Origin of the sequence: Nesterenkonia ebinurensis (assembly GCF_008711175.1) — a bacterium.
Lineage (GTDB): Bacteria > Actinomycetota > Actinomycetes > Actinomycetales > Micrococcaceae > Nesterenkonia > Nesterenkonia ebinurensis.
Window position 1 is genome coordinate 216,123 of record NZ_VWNF01000045.1, and the last position, 23,048, is coordinate 239,170.

The window sequence follows — 23,048 nt, forward strand, 5'->3', positions numbered from 1 at the left end:
CGATTGCTCCCGAGGGCCGCAGGATGCTGCGCGTGGAGGCGAAGAACGCCGCCGTCCCTGTGGAGCGCAAGCCGGAATGGATGCGCACCAAAGTCAAGATGGGCCCGGAGTTCGCCGAGATGAAGAAGCGGGTGGGATCCAAGGGCCTGCACACCGTCTGCGAGGAGGCCGGCTGCCCGAACATCTTCGAATGCTGGGAGGACCGTGAGGCCACATTCCTGATCGGCGGATCGGCCTGCACTCGGCGCTGCGACTTCTGTGAGATCGACACCGGCCGGCCGGCAGCCCTGGACGAGACCGAGCCGCTGCAGGTGGCCGAATCCGTGCGGGAGATGGAGCTGCGCTACGCCACCGTGACCGGCGTGGCCCGCGATGACCTGCCCGATGAGGGTGTGTGGCTCTACGCAGAGACCATCCGCAAGATCCATGAGCTCAACCCTGGCACCGGTGTGGAAATTCTGATTCCGGACTTCTCCGGCAAACCGGAGAACATCGCAGGAATCTGCGCAGCCGCCCCTGAGGTCTTCGCCCACAATGTGGAGACCGTGCCGCGCATCTTCCGCCGCATCCGCCCGGCCTTCCGCTATGAGCGTTCGCTGGACGTGCTCACCCAGGGCCGCAGCCACGGCATGATCACCAAGTCCAATCTGATCCTCGGTATGGGCGAGACCCGCAAGGAGATATCCGAGGCCCTACAGGATCTGCACGACGCCGGCTGCGACCTGATCACCATCACCCAGTACCTGCGCCCGACCCCGCGGCACCTGCCGGTGGACCGGTGGGTCAAGCCCCAGGAGTTCATGGAGATCTCCCAGGAGGCTGAGGAGATCGGGTTCCTGGGCGTGATGTCCGGACCGCTGGTCCGCTCCTCTTACCGGGCCGGCTCACTGTGGGCCAAGGCCATGCAGAAGAAAGGCTGGGAGATTCCGGCGGACCTGGCCCATATTGAGCCCTCCGGCCAGACCAAGCAGGAGGCTGCAACGCTGGTCGCCGCAGGGTTCTGAGTTGGTCCCGGCGGCGGGGGAACCCCGCTCGCCTCTCGGCCGCGTTGCCGCGGCCTTCACACCTAAAGTTGGTCCCGGCGGCGGGGGAACCCCGCTCGGTCCCTGACCTGGCCAGCTCACGCCGGCCTTCACGCCTGAAATCGCCGCATCGCTTCGCTTGCAACTCACAGGTTAGACTTAGCTCATCATGGCAGACTCCCAGATTACCAAGCAGCAGGCCAAGGCTGAGCTGAAGAAGCTCCGTCAGCAGCAGAAGCTCGAAAAGCAGCAGCGCAAGGCGAATAAGAAGGCCAAGAAGGCCTCGGGCGAAGGATTCTTCTCCCGCATCAAGCAGGTCTTCAACATGACCCGCTCCTATGACAAGAACATCATCTGGTGGATGTTGCTGGCCGGCATCGTCACCTTCGCGGTGACCTTCATCCTCATCTCACTGATCTTCCACTGGGTATTCGCCCTGCTGATGGCCCTGCCCTTCGGCCTGCTGGCCGCCATGATCGTGATGAACCGCCGCGCTGAGAAGGCCGCCTTCGCCCGTATCGAGGGGCGGCCCGGCGCCGCCGCTGCGGCGCTGAACACCCTGCGCCGCGGGTGGGTCGTTTCTGAGGAACCCATCCAGATCGACGCCAAGACCCAGGACGCCGTTTTCCGCGCCATCGGCAAACCCGGCGTAGTGCTGGTGACCGAGGGGCCTGCCGGACGGGCCCATAAGCTGGCCGCCAAGGCACAGAAGCGGCTGCGCCCCATTCTGCGCAACGAGGTGCCCATCCACGTGGTCCAGTCCGGCCGCGGCAAGGACCAGGTCCCGCTGCCCAAGCTCACCAAGCACATCAAGAAGCTGGACAAATCGCTGAACAAGCACGAGGTCCATGAGGTCGAGCGCAGGCTCTCCACCCTGCCGATCAGCAAGCCGCCGGTGCCTAAGGGCGTCGATCCCTGGCGAGCACGGCCGGACAGAAAGGCTCTCCGCGGCTGAGTGTGGCCCGCTGTGCGCGCCTTGTGGTAAGCTATTTCCTTGTCTGGCAGGCAGAAGCATGTCTTCTGCTGCAGTTCTCGAGCAACCGGCAGCTCGGACTCTCCTTTGGTTGATCTTTCGGAGGCCAGGTCGTGTCATGTCACCTGCCATGGCACATGAATAAAGAAATGCCGCAAGCAGAAAGAAGCATCATCTATGCCTAAGACTCCCTTGCGTGCGCGCCGTACCGTGAAGGCCTCCCGGGCCCTCGGCGTCGCCCTGACTCCCAAGGCCCAGAAGTACCTGGACCGCCGTCCCTACGGCCCCGGCCAGCACGGCCGCACCCGCCGCCGCACCGACTCCGACTACGCTGTCCGGCTGCGTGAGAAGCAGAAGCTGCGCGCCCAGTACGGCATCCGCGAGGCTCAGCTGACCCGCTACTACGAAGAGGCCAAGCGGATGAGCGAAGGCCTCACCGGTGAGAACCTCATCGAGCTGCTCGAGTCCCGTCTCGACGCCCTGGTGCTGCGTGCCGGCTTCGCCCGCACCATCGCCCAGGCCCGCCAGTTCGTGGTGCACCGCCACATCATGGTCAACGGCAAGCGGGTGGACCGGCCCTCCTTCCGGGTGAAGCCCGGCCAGGTCATCCAGGTCCACGAACGTTCCGAGAAGTTCGAGCCCTTCCAGATCGCCGCCGCCGGCGCCCACCAGGAGGTCCTGCCGGATGTGCCGGGCTACCTGAGTGTGGAGATCGACAAGCTGCAGGCCACTCTGGTCCGCAAGCCTGAGCGCGCTGAAGTTCCGATCACCTGCGAAGAGCAGCTGGTGGTCGAGTACTACGCACGCTGATCCTCGGATCAGCCGCTGATGCCCGCTGTATCCCACTGGGATACAGCGGGCATTTTACTTATCACCTAAAATTGACCGGTCACTATTCTGAACTGCAGGAGAGAACACCCACGATGAAGTCTCAGGACATCACGGAAACCTGGTATGACTACTTCACGGCCAAGGGCCACACCAAGGTGCCCTCAGCTTCGTTGGTCTCCCCTGAGCCCTCCCTGCTGTTCACCATCGCGGGCATGGTGCCTTTCATCCCCTACTTCACCGGTATGGAGACTCCCCCGTACCCCCGTGCGGTCTCAGTGCAGAAGTGCATCCGCACCGAGGACATCGAGGAGGTCGGTAAGACCGCCCGCCACGGCACGTTCTTCCAGATGTGCGGCAACTTCAGCTTCGGCGACTACTTCAAGGAGACCGCCATCCCGATGGCCTGGGAGCTGCTGACCACTCCTGTGGAGGGCAATCCGGAGACCGGCCTGCACGGCTACGGTCTGGACCCGCAGCGGCTCTGGGTAACCGTCTACGAGCACGACGACGAGGCCTACCAGATCTGGAAGGACGTCGTTGGGGTGCCTGAAGAGCGCATCCAGCGCTTCGGCCCCGAGGACAACTACTGGAACACCGGGCAGCCCGGCCCCGGCGGCCCCTGCTCCGAGATCTACTACGACCGCGGTCCCGCCTACGGTGCGGAGGGCGGCCCGGCCGCTGACGAGGACCGCTACGTGGAGATCTGGAACCTGGTCTTCATGCAGTACCGGCTCTCCGCGGTGCACTCGAAGTCCGAATTCGAGATCGCCGGCCCGCTGGAGAATAAGAACATCGACACCGGGCTCGGCCTGGAGCGTCTGGCGATGGTCCTGCAGGGCGTGGAGAACATGTACGAGACCGACCAGGTGCGCCCGGTGCTCGACCGTGCCGCACAGCTGGCCGGAGTCACCTACACGTCCACCGAGGATCCCGCCGATCCCCACCACACCACCGATGTGCGGCTGCGGATGATCGCTGATCACACCAGGTCTGCCCTGATGCTCATCGCAGACGGTGTGCGCCCCTCCAACGAGGGCGGGGGCTATATCCTGCGCCGGCTGATCCGCCGGGTCATCCTGGGCATGCGGCTGCTCGGGGTGGAGAAACCGGTCTTCGGAGATCTCATCACGGTGTCCAAAGACGCCATGAAGGGGGTCTACCCGGAGGTCGAGGAACGGTTCGAAACCATCCAGTCCGTCGCAGTGAAGGAGGAGCAGGCCTTCCTGCGCACCATCGGCGCCGGCACCGCCCGGCTGGAGGGAGCGGTCAAAGCTGCTCTGAGCTCCGGCGCCCCGCTGGCCGGGGACGATGCTTTCGCCCTGCACGACACCTACGGCTTCCCGATCGACCTCACCCTGGAAATGGCCGAGGAGGCCGGGGTCAGCGTGGACCATGAGACCTTCCGGGCGCTGATGGCCCAGCAGCGTCAGCGGGCCCAGGCCGATGCCCGGGCCAAGAAGTCCGGCCACGCGGACACAGAGATCTACCGGCAGCTGCTGGGCGAGTCCCCCACGCACTTCACCGGCTTCACCGAGCACACCACCGAGTCCCGTATCCGCGGCATTCTCGCCGGAGGCCGGTCCCGGAGCAGCGCGAGAGCCGGCGAGGAGATCGAGATCATCCTGGACGCCACCCCGTTCTATGCCGAGGCCGGCGGTCAGGCGGCCGACACCGGCCGGATCACCGGCGACGGCTATGTTCTGCAGGTCAAGGATGTGCAGTCCCCGGTCAAGGGCCTCTCCGTGCACAAGGCCAAGGTCATCTCCGGCGAGGTGGTGGTGGGCGCTGAAGCTCTGGGCGCCATCGACGTCCAGCGTCGGCTGGATGCCCAGAAGGCGCATTCGGCCACGCACATCATCCACGCTGCCCTGCACGATGTGCTGGGCCCGGAGGCCGTGCAGGCCGGCTCTTTCAACAAAGAGGGATATCTGCGCTTCGACTTCACCCACGACGACGCGCTCTCCCCCGCCGCCCGTCAGGAGCTGGAGGAGATCTCCAACCTGGTCATCCGAGACAACCATGCCGTGGAGACTAAGACTATGGCCTTGGACGAGGCCAAGGCGCTGGGGGCCATGATGCTCTTCGGCGAGAAGTACGGCGACAGTGTGCGCGTGGTGGAGCTCAATGGGCCCTGGTCCCGGGAGCTCTGCGGCGGCACCCATGTTTCCAGCACTGCGGAGATCGGCACCCTGGCACTGATGTCTGAGGCCTCGGTGGGCGCAGGCAATCGTCGGGTAGAGGCCCTGGTGGGCCTGGACGCCTTCAAGCACTTCGCCGCTGAGCGGACTCTGGTCAACCAGCTCACCGAGATGCTCAAGGTCCCTGCGGACCAGGTTCCAGACCGTATCTCAGCGACCCTGGCCAAGCTCAAGGAGACCGAACGAGAGCTCGAGCGGCTCCGGGCTGAGCAGCTGCGGGCGGCAGCCGGGCAGCTGCTGGACAATGCCGTGGATGCCGGCGGTGTCTCAGTGCTGACTCACCATGCCGGGGAAGCCGCAGGCGATGATCTGCGTCAGCTGGTGCTGGATCTGCGTGGCCGCTTCGGCGCCCGGGCCGCCGTGGTGGCCGCGGCTGGGGAGGCCAAGGGCCGTCCGGTCGTGGTCATCGGTGCCACTGAGGCCGCCCGCCAGGAGGGCCTCAGGGCCGGGGATCTCGTGAAGATCGCCACCGGTGTGCTCGGCGGAGGCGGCGGCGGCAAGCCCGATCTTGCCCAGGGCGGCGGTCAGGATGCCAGCAAGATTCCTGCGGCACTCGAGGCGGTCACCGCCGCAGTGCAGAACCGCTGAGCATGCGCGCAGGAGTCCGGCTGGCCGTAGACGTCGGCGAGGCCCGAGTAGGGCTGGCGGCCACCGACCCCGATGCTCTGGTGGCCACTCCAGTGATGACCTTGCGCCGGGACACTAACCGGGGCGGGGATCTGAAGATGCTGGTGAAGATCGCCCGGGATCGTGCCGCGAAGGTGATCTACGTCGGCTTGCCGCTCTCGCTCTCCGGAGCAGACACCTCTTCCACGCAGAAGGCCCGGGACTATGCCCGCCAGCTGGCTCAGCAGCTCAACGAGGCTGACCTGAGCACCGAGGTGCGGCTCATCGACGAGCGGCTCTCCACTGTCTCCGCCTCGGAGAAGATGCGCGCCTCAGGCCTCAGTGCCCGCCAGCAGAAGCCAGCCATCGACCAGGCTGCAGCCGTGGAAATTCTCAACCACGCCTTGGCGATGCGCACCGCCAGGGGTTCAGAGCCCGGTAAAGAAGTTATCCACAGCTGAGCGGTGAGGTGCTTGCGGGGAGTCTCCCCTCGGTGGACCATAACCTCATGGGACCATCATGTGACACCAAGAAGCATCAATGGATATTGCAGAGAATCTACCGGGAAGGGTATCCGTTCACCGCCTCAGAGCTGCAGGCTATGCAGGTCGAAGGCCTGCTGCGCCACGTGGTGCAGGATGTCTACGCTGAAGCCGGCCTGCCGGAGCAGCCGGAAATCCGGGCCGCAGCCGCCTATGCACTGCTCAGCCGGCGGCTGCGCACAACCGCCACACTCTGCGGGGAGACCGCAGCCTGGGTGCACACGGGCTGCTTCGCCCCGGATCGTGTTCAGGTGAGGGACAGCGCCACCTCAGCCGCGCAGCGCTCGGTCTTCACCGGGGCATGGCGGCTGCACCATATGCGCCTTCAGGCAGATGACAGCCAGCCGGTGGGACCGGTCCGCGTCACCACCGCGCTGCGCACTGCCGCCGATCTGTTCTGTGGGTTCGGTGTGGCCCGCTTCCCCCGAGCCCTGGACCGGATCCCTGCCCGGGGACGAGCAGAGGCGCTGCTGCAGCACTGGCCGGCAGCCCAGGAGCCGCTGGCCGGGCGCGATGAGGATCTCCTCAGCCTGGGTGAGCCGGACATCGAGACGGTGCGCCAGCGCTGGGAGCGCATCGCTGCACTGATGCATCACACCGGGGCCGGGCCCGATGAGCTGGCGGATACTGTGCTGGGCATCCTCTCCCGGACCAACTGGGACGCCAGGAGGCATCAGCGGATCGGTGAGCTGCTGGCTCAGTGCACCTCGCGTCGCTTGCCCACTGTGCGATAGACGTCATAGACCCCGTCGATGCGCCGCACCGAGTTCAGCACATGGTTGAGGTACCTCGGATCACCCATCTCGAAGCTGAACCTGGAGATCGCCACCCTGTCCCGGGACGTGTGCACGGTGGCGGAGAGAATGTTCACCTGGGATTCAGCCAGAGTGCGGGTGACATCGGAGAGCAGGGACTTGCGGTCCAGGGCCTCCACCTGAATCTCCACCAGGAACACCGAGGATTTGGTGGGCGCCCATTCCACCTCCACCAGCCGTCCGGGCTGCTCACGCAGCTGCTGGACGTTTCGGCAGTCCGCCCGGTGCACGCTGACCCCCTGGCCACGGGTCACGAAGCCTTCGATCTCATCCGGGGGCACTGGGGTGCAGCAGCGGGCCAGCTTGACCAGCACATTGCCGGCACCCTTGATCACCACCCCAGCATCGGAGTACGCGGAGGGCTTGGTGGCCGGAGAGGTGATCGGGGTGGTATCCAGCTCCTCGGACTCTTCCTCCTCGGTGTCGAAGAGTGCGTTGAGGTGTTCGAGCACATTCTGGGTGGAGACATGCTCCTCACCCACCCCCGCGTAGAGCCCGGAGATATCGGTGTAGTGCAGCTGCTCGGCCACGGTGAGCAGCACATCGGGGTTCATCACCTTCTGCAGCGGCAGATTGGATTTCCGGATGGCCTTGGTGAGCATGTCCTTGCCGCGCTCGATAGACTCCTCGCGGCGCTCCTTGGAGAACCAATGCCGAATCTTATTCCGCGCCCGGGCGGACTTCACGAACATCAGCCAGTCGTTGGAGGGTCCGGCGCCCTCTGCCTTGGAGGTGAAGATCTCCACCCAGTCACCGTGGTTGAGCTCGGAGCTCAGCGGCACCAGCCTTCCATTGACTCGGGCGCCGATGGTCTTATGCCCCACATCGGTATGGATGGCATAGGCGAAGTCCACCGGGGTGGCCCCGGCAGGAAGGGAGATCACCTCTCCCTTAGGCGTGTAGACGAATACTTCTCGGGTGTTGATCTCGTTGCGCAGCGACTCCAGGAACTCATCCGGGTCTTTAGTCTCAGACTGCCAGTCAACCAGGGAGCGCAGCCAGCCGATGTCCTCAGTGGCCTGGGACTGCTGGGTGGTTCCCCGGGTGGCGGGGGCGGCGTCGTCGTTGTTCTGCTGGGCGGCAGCAGCCCGCTGATTCTGCTTGTACTTCCAGTGCGCGGCCACCCCGTACTCCGCCCGCCGGTGCATCTCATGGGTGCGGATCTGAACCTCCACCGGTTTGCCCGCCGGGCCCAGCACGGTGGTGTGCAGGGACTGGTACATATTGAACTTGGGCATTGCGATATAGTCCTTGAACCGGCCGGGCAGCGGGTTCCAGCGGGCGTGGAGCGCACCGAGGGTGGCGTAGCAGTCGCGGACCGAGTCCACCAGCACCCGGATGCCCATCAGGTCGTGGATGTCGTCGAACTCTTTGCCGCGGACGATCATCTTCTGGTAGATCGAGTAGTAGTGCTTGGGCCGCCCGGTGATGGTGGCCCCGATATTGGATTCGTTGAGATCATCAGCGATGGTGCTGCGCACCTCGGCGAGGAACTTCTCCCGCTGCGGGGTGCGCTCCCCCACCAGACGCACGATCTCCTCATAGACCTTGGGGTAGAGCGCAGCGAAGGAGAGGTCCTCAAGCTCCCACTTGATGGTGTTCATGCCCAGCCGGTGGGCCAGCGGGGAGAAGATCTCAAGGGTCTCCTTGGCCTTCTTGGCGCTTTTCTCCGGGGGCACGTAGCGCCAGGTCCGGGCATTGTGCAGACGGTCGGCCAGTTTGATCATCAGCACCCGGATGTCCTTGGCCATGGCCAATACCATCTTGCGCACCGTCTCGGCCTGAGCGGCGTCGCCGAACTTCAGTTTGTCCAGCTTGGTGACCCCGTCCACCAGCAGAGAGATCTCAGCGCCGAAGTCAGCAGTGAGGTCCTCCAGGCTGTAGTCAGTGTCCTCCACCGTGTCGTGCAGCAGGGCTGCGGCCAGCGTGGACCCGTTGAGCCCAAGCTCGGCCAGAATGGTGGCCACCGCTACCGGGTGGGTGATATAGGGCTCGCCAGACTTGCGCTTCTGGTGCTGGTGGTGGTGGCCAGCAATCTCGAAGGCGCGGCGGATCAGGGGCAGGTCCTCATCGGCTCCATTGGCGCGGATGGCCCGCAGCAGCGGCTCCAGCAGCGGAGAGTCCGCGGTCTCAGCCAAAGTGCCCACAGCTCGCCAGCGGCGCGGCTCAGCCACGGCCTGCCCCGCCTCGGCAGTCCCTGCGGCCTCTACGCCCTGATTCTCCACGCTCGCGGTACTGCTCCTTAGTTCTGGGGTGCTGAAAATATGGGGAACAGTCTAACGCTGTTCTTCGCCCGGTGATTCCGGCGTGTCGCCGGCCAGCACAGCGTCCCAGTCCAGGATCTCGACGTCCTGCTCCTGGAGCTCATCCTCCTCCGGCTCGGGCAGCGGCGGGAAGGCCACCGGCTGGCCTTGGGCATCCAGCGGGGTGCCCGATGCAGTGATCCTCACGATGCCGGCCTGCTCCAGCCGTTCCGCCCGGAGTGCCAGCACCTCCTCGGTGTGGGCCCTGATTTCCGCATCCCCGCGGCGTATCCGGGCGTAGAGCGGGGCCTGGACGAAGATCGTCGCCAAGGTTCCCACGATGATGCCGGTGAACAGGGCCAGGGCGATATCGCGCAGGGTGCCGGCGCCAAGCAGGAAAGCGCCGATGAACAAGATGGATCCCACTGGCAGAATGCCCACCACCGAGGTGTTCACCGAGCGGACCAGGGTCTGGTTGATGGCCAGGTTCACCCTTTCGGTGAAGGTCTGGTCCTTCTGCTCCTGGAGCGGCGCAAGGTTCTCCCGGATCTTGTCGAAGACCACCATGGTGTCGTAGAGCGCATAGGAGAGGATGGTCAGGAACCCGATGATCGCACTCGGGGTGACCTCGAAGTTAGTGGCCGAGTATATGCCCTGGGTGACCACCACCACGAACCCGAGCCCGGCGATCGCCGCCGCGGACATCTTCCAGGTGCGGAAGTAGAAGGCCATGTAGAGGGTGACCAGGACCAGGAATACCACCAGGCCGATCAGCATCTGTTGGGTGATGTGCTCGCCCCAGACCGGTCCGATGAAGGTGGAGGAGACCTGATCGGCGCCGACCCCGTAGCCCTCCTGCAGAGCCTGTCCCACTTCCAGGGTCTCCTGATCATCCAGCTGCTCGGTCTGCACCCGAATAGTGCCCTCGGCGATATTGGTCACGGTGGCCTCCTGCCCGGAGACCTCCTGAACAGCTTCCTCACCGATGCTGATGTCGGTGTTCTGAGTCTGCGAGATGGTGAACTCGCTGCCGCCGGTGAACTCAATGCCAAAGTTGAACCCGCCGCGCAGGAAGGGAACGGCGATGGAGACGGCCACCAGCACGGCGGCCAGCAAGAACCACAGGTTGGAGCGCTGCACGAAGGGGTAGGCCCGTTCGCCGGTGTAGAGCTGGTTGCCTGCTTTGGCGAATCCTGCGGCCATCAGCGCTCACCTTCCTCGGTGGTCTCAGACGACGACGCCGCCAGGCTCGGGTTGCGCATCGACTCATCAGTCTCTGCCCGCTCGGCTTGCTGCCGAGCTTTACGCCGTTCGGCGATGGTCATACGGGCCCACTCCTCCTCGGGGATATCGGGCAGCTCTGCCTTCCGGTGAGTAGCCGCCGAGTCCGGTTCTACCTCGAGTTCGTCGATCTTCTGGGCTGTATTTGCGCCGTAGACCACATTGGCTCGCGCGAACCGCCCGGCGCCCTTGTAGAGCACGTCCACCCCGAGCTCCTTAGCGGACAGGCCGGAGAACCGCTTACCGGAGGCGAAGAACCTCCGGCGGGCCAACAGCTGCATCAGCGGGTGGGTGAAGAGGAAAACCAGGATCACATCGATCAGAGCAGTCAGGCCCAGGGTGAAGGCGAAACCGCGCACATTGCCCACCGCGACCATATAGAGCACCACTGCGGCCAGCACATTGACCGCTTTGGAGGCCAGGATGGTGCGCCGGGCCCGCGCCCAGCCGGACTCCACGGCGCCTGCCAGGGACCGGCCTTCACGCAGCTCGTCCTTGACCCGTTCGAAGTACACCACGAAGGAGTCGGCGGTCAGGCCGATGGAGAGGATCAGACCGGCGATGCCGGCCAGGGAGAGTCGGTAGCCGTCGGACCAGCCGAGCAGGCTGATGGCCCACCAGGTGATCAGTGCGACCACCACCAGGGAGGGGATGGTCACTGCCAGAGCCAGGGCCCGGTACTGGTAGATCGCGTAGCCGGCGGTGAGGATCAGACCGATGATGCCGGCCAGCAGACCCATTCTCAGCTGGTCTGCGCCCAGGGTCGCGGAGATCTGCTGCTCAGACTCGATCTGGAAGGAGATCGGCAGCGAGCCGTAGCGCAGCTGCTCGGCGAGGTTGCGGGCCTCGTCATCGGTATAGCCGCCGGTGACTCGTGCATTGCCGTCGGTGATCGGGCTGAGCATATTGGGGGCAACAATCACGTGACCGTCCAGCACAATGGCGAACCGGTTCTGCGGGCTGCCCTGCTCGTAGCTGTAGAGCCGGGTGGAGGCTTCGCGGAACAGCTCGGTGCCGGTGGAGTCGAAGTGGATGACCGTCTCGTAGTTGCCGGTGGGGTTTCCGGTGGGGCCGGTCTCGGTGCCCCAGCTGGCGTCATCGATGTAGTCGCCGTCCACGTCCACCGGACCCAGGAGGTAGACCTCGCCGGACTCAGGGTTGCAGGTGATCAGGGGCTGCTCAGGGTCCTGCGCCTGGCGGTCCTCGATGCTGATATCGGGGCGGCATTCGTAGTTATGGAAGTCAGCAGCCAGCTCAGGGGTGATCCAGTTGAGGTCGGAGTTGTGCTCCGGTTCGCCCTCCGGCTCAGGGAAGTCCTCTGGCAGGGCGGTCTCGCCCTCCTCGTACTCCTCGTCCTCGTAGAGGGCCTCGATCTGCTCCTCGATGGCGGCTCGGTCCTCATCGGAGAGATCAGGGTTCTCGGCGATGGCTCGCAGCTCGGCCTCCTGGGCGATCGCCGGGTCGCGGCGCACCTCCAACACTGGGCGGAACTCCATGGCGGCGCTGGCCTGGATGAGTTCGCGAGTCTGCTCATCGGGAACACCCGGCATGCCGACCACTACATTCTCCGCGCCCTGGACGGCGATCTCGGCCTCAGCCACGCCGGTGCCGTCCACACGCTGACGGATGATCTCCACAGCCTGGTTGAGCTGGTCGTCGTCGATCTGTTCGCCAGACTCAACCTGGGGGGAGAGCACCATCTGGGTGCCGCCCTCAAGGTCGAGGGCGAGCAGGGGCGCCCACTGGGCCTGGCTCTGCTGGACGCCGTAGGCCAGACCGCCGCCCATGCCCAGCAGCAGCAGGAAGAGGACTACGAGTGCGGCGCGAGCCTTCCGCACTGGTTTGGGGGGAGCCATGAGGCCTGCGGCTATTTCGGCTCGTTGCCGTCAGCGGCAGTGGGGTCGTTGCCGGGCTCCTGCGACCCCGGGGCAGGTTCGATGACCTGGTGCACAGCCTGCAGCAGGAAGTCTGCGCGATGCCCGTCGGAGAACTCCAGGGTGACCCGCTGCTTCTCCTCGTCGCGGCTGACCACTCGTCCCACGATGCCCCCGCCGGCCACTACTTCGGCGCCGACCACGGCGTTTGAGTGGGCCTGCCGGGCGTCCGCGCGCATCTTCTTGGACCGCCGCCAGGTGGTCACCACGAACAGCAGCAGGATGCCGAACATGAGGATGAGGAAGATGGCGGAGCCGTCGCCGGCTGCCTCGCCACCTTCTCCCCCGGCGAGGGGTGCCCGGGTGAGGGTGTGCAGGTGGAGTGTCAGGGAATCAATCACAACCGGCCATACTAGCAGTTGAGGCGGCTACTGCTCATCCCAGAGGGCCGGTGTCTCAGGGTCTGACGGAGGAGGCGTCAGACCCAGGTGCTGCCAGGCGGCCTCGGTGGCGATCCTCCCGCGGGGAGTGCGGGCCAGCAGGCCCTCACGCACTAGATAGGGCTCGGCGACGGTCTCCACAGTCTCGGTCTCCTCTCCCACCAGGATCGCCAGGGTGGAGAGTCCCACCGGGCCTCCCTTGAACTTGGTGCACAGGGCCTCCAGCACGGCACGGTCCAGTCGGTCCAGACCCAGAGAGTCGACCTCATAGGTATCCAGTGCCTGGGATGCTGCTTCCTTGTCCACCTGGTTGATCCCGTGCACCAGGGCCCAGTCGCGGACCCGGCGCAGCAGCCGGTTAGCGATCCGGGGGGTGCCGCGAGATCTGGAGGCAATCTCAGCGAAGCCTGCTTCACTGACCTTCATCCCCAGCATGCCGGCGGAGCGGCGCAGCACCTGCAGCAGTTCCTGGGCACTGTAGAACTCCAGATGTCCGGTGAACCCGAACCTGTCACGCAGCGGCCCGGGCAGCAGTCCGGCCCGGGTGGTGGCCCCAACCAAGGTGAAGGGCGGCAGCTCCAAAGGGATGGAGGTGGCTCCAGCACCTTTCCCCACGATGATGTCCACCCGGAAGTCCTCCATGGCCATGTAGAGCATCTCCTCGGCCGGACGGGACATCCGGTGGATCTCGTCGATGAACAGCACCTCCCCCTCGGTGAGCGAGGAGAGGATGGCGGCCAGATCCCCGGCGTGCTGGATCGCAGGTCCGGACGTGATGCGCAGAGCAGCGTTCATCTCCGCGGCGATGATCATTGACAGGGTGGTCTTGCCCAGTCCGGGCGGCCCGGAGAGCAGCACGTGGTCGGCGGCGGCGGAGCGCATCCGGGAGGACTGCAGCACCAGGGAGAGCTGACTGCGCACCTTGGCCTGGCCCACAAAATCCTCCAACGCCTTGGGACGCAGAGCGGCCTCCAGCGCTTTCTCCTCGGCTGCCGGTGCGGTGTTGACCAGCTCACGGCCGTCGATCTCCCGGGGGTCGGTGCTCACCGGCCGGCCCCCGCTTTGGCCGTGCCCAGGCTGCGCAGCACCGTGCGCAGCACCGTGGCAGTATCGGCATCGCCGAGCTCAGGATCAGCGGACAGGACTTCGTCTACGGCTTTACCCGCATCCTTCTCTGTCCAGCCCAAAGAGGTCAGCGCGGCACGGACCTCAGCTGTAGTGGTCTCAGCTGAGGTGGGCTGCGTCGTGCTCTGCTGTGCTGCCGGCTCTGCTTCGATCACCAGCTTTCCGGCCAGCTCCAACAGGATCCGCTGTGCGGTCTTCTTGCCGATACCGGGCACCTTGGTGAAGGCGGCGGTGTCCGTCTCGCGCACAGCGAGGCGGACTTCATCCGGGGTGTGCACGCTGAGCACCGCCAGGGCCAGACGCGGACCGATGCCGGAGATGCCCAGCAGGGTGGTGAATATCTCCCGCTCGGTGGTCTCGGCGAAGCCGAAGAGCAGCGGAGCCTCGTCCTGGCGCGGTACGAAGCTGGTGTGCAGGAAGGCCTGCTGACCGGTGCGCAGGGCACCCAGGGTCTGCTGGGTGGCCTGGACGGTGAGCCCAAACCCGGAGACCTCCACCACCGCATGGTCGAGTCCCAGGTGGAGCACCTCACCGCGGATGCTGGAGATCATCTCCTCTCCCTTCCCGTATTAGTACACATTTTCGACCAGCGTACCTGATGAGCTGATCAGCCCCGTGCGGCACGCCGTTCTGCCGCCAGCCAGGCCTGCTGGGCAGCCGTCATCCCGCTGCTGCGCTGGGCGGTCGCCTTCTCCAGTGCTGTGCGTGCCCCCTGATGGGTCTGGGTGCCTGCGGTCATGCTGAACTTGGCCCCCACCCCGGAGCGCCAGCCGTGGCAGATCGCCACTGCGTAGGCGTCGGTGGCATCCACTGGTTTGGGCAGACCGGGCAGCCCCAGGATGCGCGCTACCATCCGGGCCACCGCGTCCTTGTCTGCCCGGCCGTCATCGGTGACGGCGGCCTTGACCTCCGAGGGAGTGTGCCAGGCCACTGGGATTCCGCGGGCGGCGGCGGCGGCGATCACCACGCCGGAGGCCTGGGCGGTGGCGATAGCGGTGGGCGCATTGGAGGAGGAGAAGACCCGCTCAATGGCCAGCACGTCTGGTGCGTACTCATCCAGCAGCTTCTCGGCGGCGCGCTGGATGGCCAGTATGCGCACCGCTAAGTCTTCATCGCTGCGGGTGCCCTTGACCTCCACGTGCAGGGAGGCGCCGGTACGGTTGGGCTGCATCTGAACCACCGCGAACCCACAGCGGGTCAGCCCGGGGTCCACACCCATGATCCGCTGGGAGACCCGGGAGGTGCCTGCGGTGGAGGCAATGCGTTGCACAGGAGCTTGGACCTAGCTCTCGGCGTCCAGCGCGGCAAGGGTCTCCGCACTGAGGTCGGCATTGGTGTGGATGTTCTGCACATCGTCCAGGTCGTCCAGGGCATCGTGCAGGCGCAGGAACTTCTTGGCGTCCTCCAGCTCCAGATCGATCTTAATATCGGAAACGAAGGCCACTTCATCGGAGTCGTAGCTGATCCCGGCCTCATCCAGCCCTTTGGTGACCTCGTGGAGGTCAGCTGGCTCAGACTGGACCTCAAAATTGGTGTCCTGCTCCAGCAGGTCCTCCACTCCAGCCTCCAGCACCGCGGCGAGCACATCGTCCTCGGTGACGCCGTCGGTCTTGGCTACGGTGACCACACCTTTGCGCTGGAACATATAGGCCACCGAGCCGGGGTCGGCCACAGTGCCACCGGCGCGGGTGACCGCGGTGCGCACCTCAGCGGCAGCCCGGTTGCGGTTATCGGTCAGGCACTCCACCAGCAGGGCGGAGCCGGCCGGGCCGCGCACCTCGTAGGTGATCTCCTCGTACTCCACGGTGTCCCCGGTGAGTCCGGCCCCGCGCTTGATCGCCCGGTCGATATTGTCGTTGGGCACCGATTCCTTCTTGCCCTTCTGTACGGCCAGTGCCAGGGCAGGGTTGCCGTCGATGTCCGCACCGCCGTTGCGGGCGGCCACCTCGATCTGCTTGATGTAGCGGGCGTTGATCTTGGCTCGCTTGGCATCCACTGCGGCTTTGCGGTGCTTGGTGTTGGCCCATTTTGAGTGACCGGCCATGCTTCTCCTCGGCTCTGTCGATGCCGCCTGCGCGGCGATTTGGTTGCCTCAGACAACGGTTCGGTAGTCTGGTTCCAGGTTACTCGCTCGAAAGGACTTCCTGTGGCAGATTCGCCCGTCGTGGACACCCCCTGGACTCTCACCCTCGACTACAACTACCCGGATATGACCACGGTGGATGACGATGCCGCCTGGTCACCAGCACGGCGGGCAGCCTTGGCAGCCCAGCGTCAGCGGGTGGAGTCGATCGGTGCGGACACCGACCCGGCCACGGTGGAGAATGTGCTGCACGCTTTCGCCCTTTCCGGAACGGAGTTGGACCGGCTGATCCGCGCTTTCGGGGTGGTGGCTGCCGCCGACGGCACCGAGGCTCGTCAGCAGGTACGCGCTGAGGCGGCCCCGGAGATGGCCGCCCATACTGACTGGATCACCCTGCACCCGGGGCTCTTTGCCCGGTTCCGGCAGCTGCGCGAGCGGATCGCTGCCGGTGAGGTGGCGGCCACTGATGAACAGCAGTGGTTCCTGGAGCAACAGATCCTCAAAGCCACAGTGGCTGGCGCCGGGTTGGACAGCTCCGGGCAGGCCGAGCTCAAGGAGCTCAACCAGCGCCTGGCCGAGCTGGAGACCGCCTATTCCCGGCTGCAGGTTCGCGAAGCCGGCGAGGCCGCACTGCTGGTGGAGACCGCCGAGGAGCTGGCCGGGCTCAGCGATTCGCGCATCGCCTCAGCAAAGGCGGCTGCTGAGGCTGCCGGGCACAGCAGTGGATATCTGCTCAGCCTGACCATGCCGGTCCAGCAGCCCCTGCTGGGTTCGCTGGAGAATCGGGAGACCCGGTGGCGGCTGCACACCGCCTCGGTGACCCGCAGCAGCCTGAAAGACGAGCAGGGCCGCACCACCCGGGCGATCGGGGCTCAGATTGCGGTGCTGCGTGCCCGGAAGGCCCGGCTGCTGGGCTATGAGAACTTCCTGGAGTCGGTACTGCCGCTGCGCACCGCCCCCAGCCGGGAGGCGGTGGAGTCCATGCTGCGCAAACTGGCCTCCGGTGCTGCAGAACGAGCACGGGCCGAGACGGAGAAAGTCACCGAGCATCTGGGCTTCGTCCCTGAGCCCTGTGATCTCACCTTTGGGATTGAGCAGGTCCGCAAGACCCTGCCCGCCGGCGCAGCCGGTGCAGAGATCACCGTGGAGGAGGGCCTGCGGCGAGTCTTCGACGCCGCCCACCGCACCTATGGCATCACCGTGATGGAGCGCCAGGACCTGCCCAGCTATGTGCCCGGCGCGCGCAGCTTCGAGGTCTTCGACGGCGCAGCCGGTGAGCCCGGCACCGGGCTGGGACTGTTCCTGCTGGATCTCTACACCCGACCCACCAAGTCCGGTGGCGCGTGGATGAACGGATTCTCCGTGCCGTCCTCGCTGGCCGGGTCCAAGGCCGTGGTGACCAATAACCTCAATGTGGCCCCTCCGGCCGAGGGTCAGGAGCCGGTGCTGACCAAGGGCGAGCAGAAGACCCTTTTCCACGAGTTCGGTCATGCCCTGCACGCTCTGCTGGCCGACGCGGAGTTTCCGCAGCTCTCCGGCACCGCGGTGCCGCGGGACAATGTGGAGTTCCCCTCTCAGGTCAATGAGGTGTTCCAGGAGCTCTACCACAATCCCACTCCCCCGGGCGCGGTGCCTGACGATGATGCGCTCTGGGGCAAGGGCTCATCCACCGCTGAGCATGTGGCTGCGGTGGTGATTGACCTGGCGTGGCATACCCTGTCGCCGCAGCAGGCGGAAACCGCAGCGGAGGATCCGGCAGGCTTTGAGGCCCAGGTGCTGGCTGACTGGGGCCTGGACCTGCCGCTGGTGCCCCCGCGGTATCACGGCGGGTTCTTCAAGCACATCTTCGCCAGCGCCGGCTATGCCGCCGGGTACTACTCCTATCTGTGGGCCGAGGTGCTGGCCGCACACTCCAGTGAGTGGTTCCGTGAGGTGCTAGGGGACGACGTCGCCCTGGCTTCCCGGGGCGCCCATTTCCGTGCTGAGCTGCTGGCCCGCGGCAATACCCGCGATCCACTGGAGTCCTTCCGCGTGGCCCTGGGCACCGACCCCGACCCGGCGCACCTGCTGCGCAGCCTCGGCCTGGGCTGACGGAGCTTGAGGACGAGATCGGCACTCTGGCGGGTTGAAAGACACATCAAAATGGAACAAATATCCGATAATGTGTTGACTTAGCTCTCACTCGAATATATACTCGAATCATGGGTAAGGAACCACGGCAGGCGCACAGCGAGGGGTATGGCACCGCCGCTGATCCCGCTGTGGTGCCTCAGTCCCCTGCCCAGCCGCTGATGGCTCCCCGGGCTCTTCCTGGATGGCAGATGGAGCGGGATCTCCGCATCGCCCAGGCCGCCCAGTTCATCTGGATGCTTCACCTGCGCGACCAGTACGTGCGGGAGGCTGATGAAGCCAGCCGGCAGGAACTGGATTCCGCACTCAAACGGGAGGCCGGTTCGCATGAGATCCACTGGCTGAAGCACACAGCTCAGCACCGGGCGGGGGAAGCAGCGCGTGCCGCAGAGATGCACATCGCCCAAGCAGTGGGGCGCTCCGAATATGTAGTAGCCCAGCAGATCAACGCCGCTCAGCGGGCGAAGTCCCAGCTGCCCCGGGTCTGGCAGGCCTTCGCCACCGGGCGGATCTGCCAGCTGCGGCTGCACAGGATCACCACCACCCTCCAGAAGCTGAGAACCCCCGAAGCTGTAGAAAAGCTCGACGAACAAGCCCCGGAATATGCAGAAACCCACCGGTTGGGTCAGGTCAAGGACTGGCTGAGACGCTTCGAGCACATCGCAGAACCCATCCAGGCTGCCGAACGCTTCGCCGCAGCAGCCCGTAGCCGCAGCGTAAGAGTCACCGACGTCGACGACGGCATGAGCCTGCTCAGCGCACTGCTGCCGACGGTGACCGCTCACTTGATCAAACGCCAACTCGATGCCACCGCCCGGTCCGCTACCGAGCATGTGCCGCACAACCCGCTGATCGCCGAGTCCACCACCGAGCTTCAGCATCAGCGGAACGACCTGCATCTCGCCTGGGCCACCGGGGACCCGGAACAGGTCCCCATCGAGCAAGTCCCTGCAGAGCTGAACCACCCCGACGTCACCGCCGGGTTCAGCATCGGCGGCACCCAAGACGGCGAGCAGCTCCGAGCCCCGGCTCTGCACCTCCTTGACCACAGTCCCAATGACGATGCGGATGAACTGCCCTCAGCGATCGAGCCGCCCAGGAGATTCCACGAGCTGCCCACCGCACGTGAAGACGGTGACCCCCGGTCCATGGACCAGCGTGCCGCAGACGCTCTCTGCGCCTGGCTGCTGGCCGCCCAAACACCCGAGGAACTCCAGACTGCAGCCCAGATCGGCATCCTCGTCGACGAAGCCACCCTCACCGGTGCATCAGACCAGCCCGGATTCACCCGGGACGGCAAGATACCGATCCCTGCCCGCAACATCAGAGACTGGCTCATCGCTCAAACCGACCAGCTCGACTGGTACCAACTCATCCACCGACCGCCGCACACCCAGGACGACCTCGGAGCACTTCCCACCGGCAAGAATCTGCTGGCTATCCACTCCGAGGGCCGATATCCGCCCGAGCGGCTCCGAGTCGCGCTGTGGTTCCGTGACCGCACCTGCACCGCCTATGGGTGCAGTGTGCCCGCTGAGCACTGCGATGCCGACCACATGACCCCGTGGCCGGATGGAGAAACTCAGGCAGAGAACCTCCAACTGCTCTGCCGCAGACACCACCGCCTGAAATCCTGGGGCTACGAGGTTCACGCACCGCCGCTTCGCGCGGACTTCGTTCAGGCTGCCTGACTGGCCTGACGGACCACCGTGATGATGCGCTGGATGACGGTGACCAAAGACGCCGTGGCGAGCAGGGTCAGCACCACCAGCAGCACCAGCTCAGGCAGTCCCAGGCCCACGAACCCGGTGAACACCAGTGCTAAGACCATCCGCTCGGGACGCTCAGCGATGCCGGTGTTGGCGTCGTAGCCCTCGGACTCGGCCCGGGCACGGATATAGGAGACCAGCAGGCCGAGAATCATGCACACCGCGGCGGCGACTCCGATCCAGTAGTTCTCCCCGGCGCCGAAGAACCAGAACATCAGGCCCAGGAACACCGCACTGTCCTGCACCCGGTCGGAGACTGAGTCCAGGAACCCGCCGATCACGCTGGTCTTCTCACCCAGGCGAGCCATCAGTCCGTCGATGAGATCGCTGAACACGAACAGGGTGATGACCACTGTGCCCCAGAACAGCTCACCGAGGGGGTAGAAGATCAGTGCCCCCAGGCTCACCCCGGCAGTGCCGATGACGGTCACTGCATTGGGAGTGAGCCCGATGCGCAGCAGAAACCTGGCGATCGGGGTGAAGATGGCGGAGAAGAAAGCGCGGGCATGCTTAAGCATCGCGCCATGCCTCCGCTACCAGCCGCCGGATCTCTCCCAGGGTCACAGACAGTGCCTGGGTGCGGGCCACTATCGGCAGGAAGTTGGTGTCCCCGCTCCAGCGTGGGATCACATGCTGGTGCAGATGTGCGGCGATCCCGGCCCCGCCGACTTTGCCCTGGTTGATGCCTAGGTTGAACCCCGCCGGATTGGACTCTTCCCGTAAGGCGCGCATGGACTGCTGGCTCAGCGCAGTGAACTCCGCTGATTCCTCCTCTGTGAGATCCGTGAGGTCTGGTACGTGCCGGTAGGGGCAGACCAGCAGATGCCCGGGGTTGTAAGGATAGAGGTTGAGCAGCACGTAGCAGGTCTGTCCCCGAGCCACGATGAGGGAGTCCTCGTCGCTTCGCTCCGGGGCCGCGCAGAAGGGACAGTCGTGCTGGCCGGTGACCTGGTCCTGGCCCTTGGACTGATAGGCCTCGCGGTGCGGGGTCCACAGCCGCTGGAAGGCGTCAGGCACCCCGGGAAGCACAAAGTCATCGGTCTCCCAGGATGGCTCGTTCATTGGTTCTCGCGGCTCTCGATCGCCTTCAGGATCCGCTGCACAGCCTCATCGACCGGGATCTGGTTGTCCTGGCTGCCGTCACGGAACCGGAAGCTGACCGCCTCTGCCTCGGCGTCGTCCCCTCCAGCAATGAGCACGAACGGGATCTTGTCCTTAGAGGCGGTGCGGATCTTCTTGGGGAAGCGCTCGGTGCTGTCATCCAGCTCAGCACGGACTCCGCGGGCCTGCAGCTTCTGGATGACCTCGCCGAGGTAGTCATTGAACGGCTCAGCCACCGGAACCCCGCGCACCTGGACCGGGGCCAGCCAGGCCGGGAATGCCCCGGCGTAGTGCTCCAGCAGGATGGCGAAGAACCTCTCGATGGAGCCGAAGAGCGCACGGTGGATCATAATGGGCCGCTGCCTGGACCCGTCAGCAGCGGTGTACTCCAGCTCGAAGCGCTCGGGCAGGTTGGGGTCCACCTGCACGGTGGAGAGCTGCCATTTCCGACCAATCGCATCAGTGATCTTCAGGTCGATCTTGGGCCCGTAGAACGCCGCCTCGCCGGGGATCTCGGTCAGTTTGAGTCCAGAGCGCAGCGCCACATTGCGCAGTGCCTGGGTAGCGGATTCCCAGTACTGGTCAGAGCCCACCCATTTGGACTTCTCCTCATCGCGCATCGAGAGCTCCAGCTCGAAGGACTCCAAGCCGAAGTCACGCAGCAGGGAGACCACAAACTCCACCACCTTGGCAACCTCATCCTCCAACTGATCCGCTCGGACGAACAGATGCGAATCGTCCTGGGTGAAACCGCGCACCCGGGTCAGCCCGTGTAGGGCACCCGAGCGCTCGTTGCGGTAGACGGTGCCATTCTCCGCCAGCCGCAGCGGCAGATCCCGGTAACTGCGCCCGCGCTCCTTGTAGATGAGGATGTGCATGGGGCAGTTCATGGGTTTCAGATAGTAGTCCTGGCCCTGTTTGGTGATATTGCCAGCCTCGTCGCGCTCCTCATCCATGGAGATGGCCGGCCACATATCCTCCTTGTAGTTGGCCAGATGCCCGGAAGTCTCGAACAGATCAGCCTTGGAGATATGTGGGGTGTAGACGTAGGTATAGCCGGATTCCAGGTGGCGGGCCCGGGCGTGCTGCTCCATGATGCCGCGCACCAGCCCGCCCTTGGGGTGCCATACGGAGAGCCCGGAGCCGATCTCCTCAGGAAAGCTGAACAGGTCCAGCTCGCGGCCGAGTTTGCGGTGGTCGCGGCGCTCCGCCTCGGCCAGCCGGTCCTTATAGGCCTTGAGGTCCTCTTTGGTGGGCCAGGCGGTGCCGTAGATCCGCTGCAGCTGCGGATTGGTCTCCTTGCCCCGCCAGTAGGCGCCGGCCGCCCGCATCACCGCAAACGCATTGGCGATCAGTTTGGTGTGCGGCAGGTGGGGTCCGCGGCAGAGGTCGGCCCAGACCCGCTCCCCCTTGCGGTCCACATTGTGATAGATGGTGATCTCTGCTCCGCCGACCTCCACCGAGGCGCCTTCGGCATCATCGGAGCCGGCCAGCAGCTGAAGCTTGTAGGGCTCATCGGCCATCTGCCGCTTAGCCTCCTCCAGGTCCACCGCCTCGCGCTCGAAAGTCTGGGCCTGGTTGACGATCTTCTGCATCGTCTTCTCGATCTTCTTCAGATCATCGGGGGTGAACGGATTCTGCACATCAAAGTCGAAGTAGAAGCCGTCAGTGATATAGGGCCCGATGCCCAGCTTGGACTCCGGGAACAGCTGCTGGACGGCCTGGGCCATCACATGGGCGGTGGAGTGGCGCAGCACGTTGAGCCCCTCGGGCTCGGTGATGTCCACCGGCTGCACCTGGGCACCCTCGGGCAGCTGGCGGGAAAGATCCCAGAGTTCGCCGTTGACCCGCATCACTACCGTGGTGGCGGAGTCCTCGAACAGGGTGGTGCCTGTGGTGCCCGCCTCAAGGGTGGTTGGTGCGCCGTTGAGGGTGATGCTGATCTGCTCGGACACTTCTCTCGGAATCTCCTGGATCGGTGGTAATACTGACCAGCTGAGTCTACTGGAGTCAGC

19 protein-coding genes are annotated in these 23,048 nt (G+C 65.3%); 8 read left to right on the forward strand and 11 right to left on the reverse strand.

The window, feature by feature from the left end; all coding sequences use genetic code 11:
- The first annotated feature begins 23 nt into the window (after positions 1-23).
- The 6 genes from lipA to F0311_RS13905 all read left to right on the forward strand — a co-directional run bounded on the left by lipA (position 24) and on the right by F0311_RS13905 (position 6,906).
- Positions 24-1,004 carry a lipoyl synthase gene (gene lipA / locus F0311_RS13880; protein ID WP_150462641.1) on the forward strand — a complete coding sequence of 327 codons (981 nt, stop codon included), beginning with the start codon at positions 24-26 and terminating at the stop codon, positions 1,002-1,004.
- Between the two features lie 187 nt (positions 1,005-1,191).
- Positions 1,192-1,977: a DUF4191 domain-containing protein gene (locus F0311_RS13885; RefSeq protein WP_150462524.1), complete on the forward strand. Its 786-nt coding sequence runs from the start codon at positions 1,192-1,194 to the stop codon at positions 1,975-1,977.
- Between the two features lie 195 nt (positions 1,978-2,172).
- On the forward strand, positions 2,173-2,805 hold the full coding sequence (gene rpsD / locus F0311_RS13890) for a 30S ribosomal protein S4 (protein WP_150462525.1): 633 nt from the start codon (positions 2,173-2,175) through the stop codon (positions 2,803-2,805).
- 113 nt (positions 2,806-2,918) lie between these two features.
- Complete coding sequence (gene alaS, locus F0311_RS13895) at positions 2,919-5,612, forward strand: alanine--tRNA ligase (RefSeq protein WP_150462526.1); 2,694 nt, start codon at positions 2,919-2,921, stop codon at positions 5,610-5,612.
- A gap of 2 nt (positions 5,613-5,614) precedes the next feature.
- Entirely contained in the window at positions 5,615-6,091 is a 477-nt protein-coding gene (gene ruvX / locus F0311_RS13900; RefSeq protein WP_150462527.1) for a Holliday junction resolvase RuvX, read from the forward strand.
- A 47-nt stretch (positions 6,092-6,138) separates the two neighbouring features.
- Positions 6,139-6,906, forward strand: coding sequence for a hypothetical protein (locus F0311_RS13905; RefSeq protein WP_150462528.1), 768 nt, complete (start codon positions 6,139-6,141; stop codon positions 6,904-6,906).
- On the opposite strand, the gene F0311_RS13910 is transcribed toward F0311_RS13905, so the two are convergent.
- The 8 genes from F0311_RS13910 to F0311_RS13945 all read right to left on the reverse strand — a co-directional run bounded on the left by F0311_RS13910 (position 6,870) and on the right by F0311_RS13945 (position 15,994).
- Positions 6,870-9,161 carry a RelA/SpoT family protein gene (locus tag F0311_RS13910; protein WP_223881378.1) on the reverse strand — a complete coding sequence of 764 codons (2,292 nt, stop codon included), beginning with the start codon at positions 9,159-9,161 and terminating at the stop codon, positions 6,870-6,872. The genes F0311_RS13905 and F0311_RS13910 overlap by 37 nt on opposite strands.
- 102 nt (positions 9,162-9,263) lie before the next feature.
- Positions 9,264-10,433, reverse strand: a complete 1,170-nt coding sequence (gene secF, locus F0311_RS13915; RefSeq protein WP_150462530.1) for a protein translocase subunit SecF — start codon at positions 10,431-10,433, stop codon at positions 9,264-9,266.
- Positions 10,433-12,367: a protein translocase subunit SecD gene (secD, locus tag F0311_RS13920; RefSeq protein ID WP_150462531.1), complete on the reverse strand. Its 1,935-nt coding sequence runs from the start codon at positions 12,365-12,367 to the stop codon at positions 10,433-10,435. Before secD ends, secF begins: the two co-directional genes overlap by 1 nt.
- 11 nt (positions 12,368-12,378) lie before the next feature.
- A complete protein-coding gene (locus F0311_RS13925; RefSeq protein ID WP_150462532.1) occupies positions 12,379-12,786 on the reverse strand; it encodes a preprotein translocase subunit YajC in 408 nt (135 codons plus the stop codon).
- Between the two features lie 27 nt (positions 12,787-12,813).
- Positions 12,814-13,851, reverse strand: a complete 1,038-nt coding sequence (gene ruvB / locus F0311_RS13930) for a Holliday junction branch migration DNA helicase RuvB (RefSeq protein ID WP_150462642.1) — start codon at positions 13,849-13,851, stop codon at positions 12,814-12,816.
- A gap of 17 nt (positions 13,852-13,868) precedes the next feature.
- Positions 13,869-14,501 (reverse strand): Holliday junction branch migration protein RuvA, encoded by a 633-nt coding sequence (gene ruvA, locus F0311_RS13935; protein WP_150462533.1) that lies wholly within the window; start codon positions 14,499-14,501, stop codon positions 13,869-13,871.
- A gap of 56 nt (positions 14,502-14,557) precedes the next feature.
- Positions 14,558-15,220 (reverse strand): crossover junction endodeoxyribonuclease RuvC, encoded by a 663-nt coding sequence (ruvC, locus tag F0311_RS13940; RefSeq protein ID WP_223881361.1) that lies wholly within the window; start codon positions 15,218-15,220, stop codon positions 14,558-14,560.
- 12 nt (positions 15,221-15,232) lie between these two features.
- Positions 15,233-15,994 (reverse strand): YebC/PmpR family DNA-binding transcriptional regulator, encoded by a 762-nt coding sequence (locus F0311_RS13945; protein ID WP_150462534.1) that lies wholly within the window; start codon positions 15,992-15,994, stop codon positions 15,233-15,235.
- 102 nt (positions 15,995-16,096) lie between these two features.
- On the opposite strand from F0311_RS13945, the gene F0311_RS13950 reads away from it, so the two are divergent.
- Positions 16,097-18,124, forward strand: a complete 2,028-nt coding sequence (locus tag F0311_RS13950) for a M3 family metallopeptidase (protein ID WP_150462535.1) — start codon at positions 16,097-16,099, stop codon at positions 18,122-18,124.
- Positions 18,125-18,234: 110 nt separating this feature from the next.
- Positions 18,235-19,854 (forward strand): HNH endonuclease signature motif containing protein, encoded by a 1,620-nt coding sequence (locus F0311_RS13955; protein ID WP_150462536.1) that lies wholly within the window; start codon positions 18,235-18,237, stop codon positions 19,852-19,854.
- Here the strand turns inward: F0311_RS13955 and pgsA are convergent.
- Genes pgsA through thrS form a run of 3 tightly spaced genes read right to left on the reverse strand, consistent with a single transcriptional unit; the run spans position 19,842 to position 22,988 of the window.
- Positions 19,842-20,450 carry a phosphatidylinositol phosphate synthase gene (gene pgsA / locus F0311_RS13960; RefSeq protein ID WP_150462537.1) on the reverse strand — a complete coding sequence of 203 codons (609 nt, stop codon included), beginning with the start codon at positions 20,448-20,450 and terminating at the stop codon, positions 19,842-19,844. The two genes, F0311_RS13955 and pgsA, sit on opposite strands and share 13 nt — an antisense overlap.
- Complete coding sequence (locus tag F0311_RS13965; protein ID WP_150462538.1) at positions 20,443-20,994, reverse strand: HIT family protein; 552 nt, start codon at positions 20,992-20,994, stop codon at positions 20,443-20,445. The genes pgsA and F0311_RS13965 overlap by 8 nt, the downstream gene beginning before the upstream one ends.
- On the reverse strand, positions 20,991-22,988 hold the full coding sequence (gene thrS, locus F0311_RS13970) for a threonine--tRNA ligase (RefSeq protein ID WP_150462539.1): 1,998 nt from the start codon (positions 22,986-22,988) through the stop codon (positions 20,991-20,993). Before thrS ends, F0311_RS13965 begins: the two co-directional genes overlap by 4 nt.
- Between the last annotated feature and the right edge of the window lie 60 nt (positions 22,989-23,048).

Bases quoted from the DNA above. Each gene is read 5' to 3' on its own strand.
- F0311_RS13945 (WP_150462534.1), bottom strand. From the start codon at position 15,994: ATGGCCGGTCACTCAAAATGGGCCAACACCAAGCACCGCAAAGCCGCA.
- F0311_RS13885 (WP_150462524.1), top strand. From the start codon at position 1,192: ATGGCAGACTCCCAGATTACCAAGCAGCAGGCCAAGGCTGAGCTGAAG.
- pgsA (WP_150462537.1), bottom strand. From the start codon at position 20,450: ATGCTTAAGCATGCCCGCGCTTTCTTCTCCGCCATCTTCACCCCGATC.
- alaS (WP_150462526.1), top strand. From the start codon at position 2,919: ATGAAGTCTCAGGACATCACGGAAACCTGGTATGACTACTTCACGGCC.
- secF (WP_150462530.1), bottom strand. From the start codon at position 10,433: ATGGCCGCAGGATTCGCCAAAGCAGGCAACCAGCTCTACACCGGCGAA.
- F0311_RS13965 (WP_150462538.1), bottom strand. From the start codon at position 20,994: ATGAACGAGCCATCCTGGGAGACCGATGACTTTGTGCTTCCCGGGGTG.
- F0311_RS13905 (WP_150462528.1), top strand. From the start codon at position 6,139: ATGGGACCATCATGTGACACCAAGAAGCATCAATGGATATTGCAGAGA.
- F0311_RS13955 (WP_150462536.1), top strand. From the start codon at position 18,235: ATGGGTAAGGAACCACGGCAGGCGCACAGCGAGGGGTATGGCACCGCC.
- secD (WP_150462531.1), bottom strand. From the start codon at position 12,367: ATGGCTCCCCCCAAACCAGTGCGGAAGGCTCGCGCCGCACTCGTAGTC.
- ruvX (WP_150462527.1), top strand. From the start codon at position 5,615: ATGCGCGCAGGAGTCCGGCTGGCCGTAGACGTCGGCGAGGCCCGAGTA.
- lipA (WP_150462641.1), top strand. From the start codon at position 24: ATGCTGCGCGTGGAGGCGAAGAACGCCGCCGTCCCTGTGGAGCGCAAG.
- rpsD (WP_150462525.1), top strand. From the start codon at position 2,173: ATGCCTAAGACTCCCTTGCGTGCGCGCCGTACCGTGAAGGCCTCCCGG.
- ruvA (WP_150462533.1), bottom strand. From the start codon at position 14,501: ATGATCTCCAGCATCCGCGGTGAGGTGCTCCACCTGGGACTCGACCAT.